Source organism: Gordonia sp. DT219 (assembly GCF_049847065.1).
GTDB lineage: Bacteria > Actinomycetota > Actinomycetes > Mycobacteriales > Mycobacteriaceae > Gordonia.
Genome location: NZ_JBNCNR010000061.1, coordinates 1 through 867 on the forward strand (window position 1 = coordinate 1; position 867 = coordinate 867).

General features: G+C 66.7%; 1 protein-coding gene. It reads right to left on the reverse strand.

Annotated elements, in window-relative coordinates; translation table 11 throughout:
- The coding region (locus ACPXB3_RS22385) for a transposase (RefSeq protein WP_425729842.1) at nt 1-755 on the reverse strand (755 nt) is incomplete at its 3' end.
- Between the last annotated feature and the right edge of the window lie 112 nt (nt 756-867).

Here is an 867-nt window from a genome sequence, read left to right on the forward strand (position 1 = left end):
CGAACCTTGTCGACCATCGACCCGGCCCACTGAATCATGTGGAACATGTCCAAGCACTGCACCGCCTCCGGTGCCTGCTCGGTGATCACCGACCAGATCCACTCGGCCCCATCAGCAGAAACCTTCTCGATGCATGCGGTGCGCTCGGGCCCCAACGCGTCGAAGAACCGGCGCACCGTAGCGCTGTCGCGGCCCTCGGCCGCCCACACGACCAGCCCGGTGTCATGGTTGATGACCACCGTCAGGTAGCGGTGTCCCTTGCGGTAGGCGATCTCATCGATCCCGATGTTGACCAGCCCTTCCAGACGGTCCACGCCGGCGAAATGCTCATCGACGACCCGCTCCACGATCGCCGAGACGGTGCGCCAGGCCACCCGCGTGAACTCGGCGACCGCCGAGATCGTCGAGTGCGCGGCCAGCCACGCCACCATGTCATCAAACGCGCGCGTGAACCGGGTGCGCGCACGAGCCCACGGCACCGCCTCGGTCACCACACCGTGCTCCTCGCAGCGCACGCGCCGCAACGACGCCCGCAGCACGCACTGGCGGCCGGCGACATCAAGATGACGCCACCGACGTGCGGTCGGCGCCTGGTCATAGCCCGGGCAGCGGCGCCCACACTCCGCGCACCGCGACCGGGCCCGGGCATACGCACGCACATCGACCACCAGCACCTCCCGGCCATCGATCTCCTCGAACGACACGTCCTCCACGACCGCTGGGATCGACAACACCTTCTGCACTACACTGGGCACGCGCAACGCCGGACTCCTTCAGGTCTAGTCTTCGCAAACCAAACCTTAAGCGAGACACCGGCGTTGCGCCCTACGCCACGCTCAAACCACCCACACCTACATCACAAGAGCC